Origin of the sequence: Streptomyces sp. MK37H, from assembly GCF_018035285.1 — a bacterium.
GTDB lineage: Bacteria > Actinomycetota > Actinomycetes > Streptomycetales > Streptomycetaceae > Streptomyces > Streptomyces endocoffeicus.
In genome coordinates this window covers 1-5,094 of record NZ_JAAAYH010000538.1, presented here as the reverse complement: position 1 = coordinate 5,094, position 5,094 = coordinate 1, and the positions used below count along the sequence as shown (strand labels likewise).

Here is a 5,094-nt window from a genome sequence, read left to right as displayed (position 1 = left end):
CTCGGGCTGAACGAGGTGGGCGCCGACACCTCCTTCTTCGAACTCGGTGGCGACTCCCTCCTCGCCATGCGGCTCATCGCCCGAATCCGCCCCGTCCTCGACAGCGAACTGCGCATCGCGGACCTGTTCGCCACTCCGACCGTCGCCGACACCGCCCGCCGGATCGACGCCGAGCGCGGCGACGCGCGGCCACCGCTGGAGCCACAGCCACGCCCCCAGCACCCCGAGCAACTGCCGCTGTCGTACGGGCAGCAGCGGATGTGGTTCCTCAACCGGCTCGTGACCACCGGCGAGGGCGCAGGGGACGCCGAAGGTGCCGTGGGTACCGAGGGGGCAGAGGTCGCCGGGGGCGCCGAGGGCGTCTACAACATGCCCCTCGCGCTACGCCTCTCCGGCCACCTCGACACCGGCGCGCTGCAAGCCGCCCTCGCCGACGTCGCCGACCGCCACGAGAGCCTGCGTACGGTGTTCCCGGAGACGGACGGCGTACCGCGGCAGCGGGTGCTGGACGGCCCCGCGGCGCATCCGCCACTCGTGGCCGTCGACCTCCCCGCGGACCAGGTCGAGGCGGAGCTGAGCGCGCACGCCGGCCGCGGCTTCGAGCTCGGCACCGAACTTCCTTGGCGCGCCCGGCTGTTGGTCACCGGCCCCACCGAGTACGTGCTGCTCATCGTGGCGCATCACATCGCCGCCGACGGCTGGTCGATGGGCGTTCTCGCCCGGGACCTCAGCACGGCCTACGCCGCACGTCGGGAGGGCCGGGCGCCGGTGTGGGAGCCGCTGCCGGTGCAGTACGCCGACTTCGCCCTCTGGCAGCGGCGGCTGCTGGGGGAGCGGGGCGACGCGGACAGCCTGTTGAGCGACCAGCTCGCCTACTGGCACGACGCCCTCGCCGACGCGCCGCAGGAGCTGGCGCTTCCGGCCGACCGACCGCGCCCGGCGGTGTCGTCGTACGCGGGCGGCCTGGTCCCCGTACGGATCGACGCCTCCACCCACGCCCGCCTCGTCGGGCTCGCGCAGCGCGGCGGGGCCACGGTGTTCATGGTCGTGCACGCCGCGCTGGCGGCGCTCCTCGCCCGGATGGGCGCTGGCACGGACATCCCCATCGGCACGGCCACCGCAGGCCGTGGCGACGCCGCGCTGGACGGGCTGACCGGCTTCTTCGTCAACACGCTTGTGCTGCGCACCGACCTGAGCGGCGACCCCGCCTTCACCGAACTCCTGGCGCGGGTGCGGGAGACCGACTTGGCCGCGTACGCCCACCAGGACGTGCCCTTCGAGCATCTCGTCGAGGACCTCGCGCCCTCGCGCTCGCTGTCCCGCAACCCGCTGTTCCAGGTGATGCTGTCGCTGCGGAACGTTCCGCCCGCGCGGTGGGACCTGCCCGGCCTCCAGGTCCGGCCCACCCCGCCCGGCTCCCTCGCCGCCCGCTTCGATCTCTCCGTCGATCTGTCCGAACACCGCGACGAGGACGGCGTCCCGGCCGGTATCGGCGGCGACATCTTCTACGCCACCGAGCTGTTCGACGAGGCCACCGTCCAGGCCTTGGCCGGGCGGCTGGCGGCGGTGCTGGAGCAGATCGCCGCCGACCCCACCGTGCCCCTCAGCCGGCTGCGGATCCTCGACCAGGCCGAGCGGCGCACCGTCGTCCAGGACTGGAACGACACGGCCCGGAGCGTGCCGGAGGGCACGCTGGCCGAGTTGTTCGAGGCGCAGGTGCGGCGGACCCCCGATGCCCTGGCCATCGTCGGGGCCGGGCACGGCCTGACGTACGCAGAGCTGGAGGAGCGCAGCAACCGGCTGGCACACGAGCTGATCGCCCGTGGCATCGGCCCCGAGGACCTGGTCGGCGTGGCCATGGAGCGGTCCGTCGAGCTGATGACCGTGCTGCTGGCCGTGGTCAAGGCGGGCGCGGGCTATCTGCCCATAGACCCCCGGTATCCGGCGCGGCGTATCGCGTTCATGCTGGCCGACGCCCGGCCGAAGCTGGTGCTGTGCACCGGTGCGACTGAGGCTGTGCTGGGCGTCGGTGTGACCGAGGCCGCGCTATGCAGCGATGAGCCCGAGGCCACGCTGGGCGCCGACACGCCGCCCCGCCTGGTCCTCGACACCCCGGAGGTGACCGCCGCGCTGGCGACTCGCCCGGCCACCGCCCCCGGGGACGCCGACCGCGTCCGGCCGCAGCGGCTGGCGCACCCCGCGTATGTCATCTACACCTCCGGCTCCACCGGCACCCCGAAGGGCGTCGTGGTCACCCATGGCGGAGTGGGCAGCCTGGCGGCGAGCCACATCACCCGGTTCGGGTCCGGGCCCGGCGCACGTGTCCTGCAGTTCGCCTCGCCCAGCTTCGACGCCGCGTTCGCCGAGTTCTGCACCGCCCTGCCCGCCGGGGCCACCCTCGTCATGGCGGACCGGGACATGCTGCCGCCGTACGGATCGCTGGCCGACATCGCCGCCGAGTTCGGCGTCACGCATCTGACCGCGCCGCCGTCCGTGCTCGCCGCCGCCGACGAGCTGCCCGCCACCGTGACCACCGTCGCGGCCGCGGGCGAGGTGTGCCCGCCCGCGCTGGTGGCACGGCTGGCGCCGGGGCGGCGGATGCTGAACGCGTACGGCCCCACCGAGGCCACCGTCTGCGTCACCCTGAGCGACCCGCTCACCCTGGCCGACGCCGAAGCCCCCGTGCCGATCGGGCGCCCGCTCGAGAACGGGCAGACGTACGTCCTGGACGAGTTCCTGCAGCCCGTCCCCGCCGGGGTCACGGGAGAGCTCTACCTCGCCGGCCCCGGCCTGGCCCGCGGCTATCTCGGCCGCTCGGCGCTGACCGCCGAGCGCTTCGTGGCCTGCCCGTTCGCCGCCGCCGACGAACCCGGCGCCCCCGGCGGGCGGATGTACCGCACCGGTGACCTGGCCCACTGGACCCCCGACGGTCAACTCGTCGTCGTCGGACGGGCCGACACCCAGATCAAGATCCGCGGCTTCCGGGTGGAACCCGGCGAGATCGAGGCCGTCCTCGCCACCCACCCGGCCGTCCGCCGGTCCGCCGTCGTGGTCCGCGAGGACCGCCCCGGGGGCCGTCGCCTCGTCGCCTACGTCGTCCCCAACGAGGATGCGGACACTGCCGGACTACGCGAGTACGTGGCGGAACGGCTGCCCGACCATCTCGTCCCGGCCGCCGTGATGACGCTCGACTCCCTCCCCGTCACGGTGAACGGCAAGCTCGACCGTGACGCCCTGCCCGCCCCCGACTACGCGGGCCTGACCGGCCGCCGCGCACCCGCCACCCCCATCGAAGAGGCGCTGTGCGGGCTGTTCGCCGACATCCTCGGCCTCGACCGGGTCGGCGTCGACGCGTCGTTCTTCGCGCTGGGCGGCGACTCGCTGCAGGCCATGCGGCTGATCGCCCGGATCCGCGCCGTCCTGGACACCGAGCTGAGCATCCGGCAACTGTTCGCCGAGCCGACCGTCGCCGGGGTCGCGCGGCAGCTCACCGGTGGGGGCGGTGTGCGGCTTCCGCTCACCCCGCAGCCCCGGCCGGAGGTCGTACCGCTGTCGTTCGGGCAGCGGCGGATGTGGTTCGTCAACCAGATGGAGGAGGCTCAAGAGGGCGGCGAAGCCGCGTACAACCTGCCACTGCGCTACCGCATCTCCGGCGACCTCCACCTGCCCGCCCTCGAAACCGCCCTGGGCGACCTCGCCGACCGGCACGAGAGCCTGCGCACGATCTACCCCGAAACGGACGGCGTGCCGCGCCAACACGTCCTCGAACCCTCGGCCGGACGCCCGCGCATGGTCGTCCTCGACACCCCCGCCCACCGGGTCGAGCAGGTGCTCGCCGAGCAGACCGAGCAGCGCTTCGACCTCAGCGCCGACCTCCCGTGGCGGATCCGGCTGCTGAAGACCGGCCCCGCGGAGTACGTCCTGCTGATCGTCGCACACCACATCGCGGTGGACGGCTGGACGATGGACCTGCTGCTCAAGGACCTGGAAGTGGCGTACGCCGCCCGTCGGGAGGGGCGGGCGCCGGTGTGGGAGCCGCTGCCGGTGCAGTACGCCGACTACGCGCTCTGGCAGCGCCGTCTCCTCGGCGACCTGGACACCCCCGACAGCCTGATCAGCGCCCAGCTGGACCACTGGCGGCGGGCCCTGGCCGACGCACCCCAGGAGCTGACACTTCCGGCCGACCGCTCCCGGCCTGCCGTGTCCTCGCACCGTGGCGGGGCGGCCGGGGTACGGATCGATGTGCCCAGCCACGCCCGGCTCGTGGAGCTCGCCCGACGCGGCGACGCCACGATGTTCATGGTCGTCCACGCCGCGCTGGCGCTGCTGCTGTCGCGGATGGGCGCGGGGAAGGACCTTCCGATCGGCACGGCGGTCGCGGGGCGTGGCGACGCGGCGCTGGACGGGCTGGCCGGTTTCTTCGTCAACACGCTGGTCCTGCGGACCGATGTGAGCGGTGACCCGACCTTCGCGGAGCTGCTGTCCCGGGTACGGGAGACCGACCTGACCGCTTACGCACACCAGGACCTGCCCTTTGAGCACCTCGTCGAGGAACTCAACCCCACCCGCTCACTGGCCCGGCATCCGCTGTTCCAGGTGATGCTCTCCGTGCAGACGATGCCGCCCCAGGCGTGGGAACTGCCGGGCGTCGAGGTGCGGCCGATGACGCCCGGGGCTGCGGCGGCCCGGGTCGACCTGTCGCTGACCCTGGCCGAACACCGGGACGGCGAGGGCAACCCGGCAGGGATCGACGGCGATCTGCTGTATGCCACGGACCTCTTCGACGAGCCCACCGCGTGCGCGATGGCGGAGCGGCTGGTGCGGGTGCTGGAGCAGGTTGCCTCGGATCCGGCGGCTCGGGTGAGCGAGGTCGAGGTGCTGGGGTCTGGGGAGCGGGAGCGGGCGGTGGAGGGGTGGAACGCCACTGAGCGAGCGGTTCCCGTACGGCCGTTGGGTGAGCTCTTCGATGAGCGGGCGGCCGTCTCCCCGGATGTGGTGGCGGTGGTGGGTGCGGGTGGTGAGGAGTGGTCGTACGCGGAGCTGCGGGAGCGGTCGGATCGGGTGGCGGGTGTGTTGGCTGCGCGGGGTGTGGGG

The 5,094-nt window shown here is 73.6% G+C and carries 1 protein-coding gene; it reads left to right on the top strand.

Translation table 11 applies throughout. The annotated features are described in order from the left end of the window. Nucleotides 1-5,094: non-ribosomal peptide synthetase (locus GWI24_RS40010; protein WP_210950936.1), on the top strand; the 5,094-nt coding region annotated here is incomplete at both ends.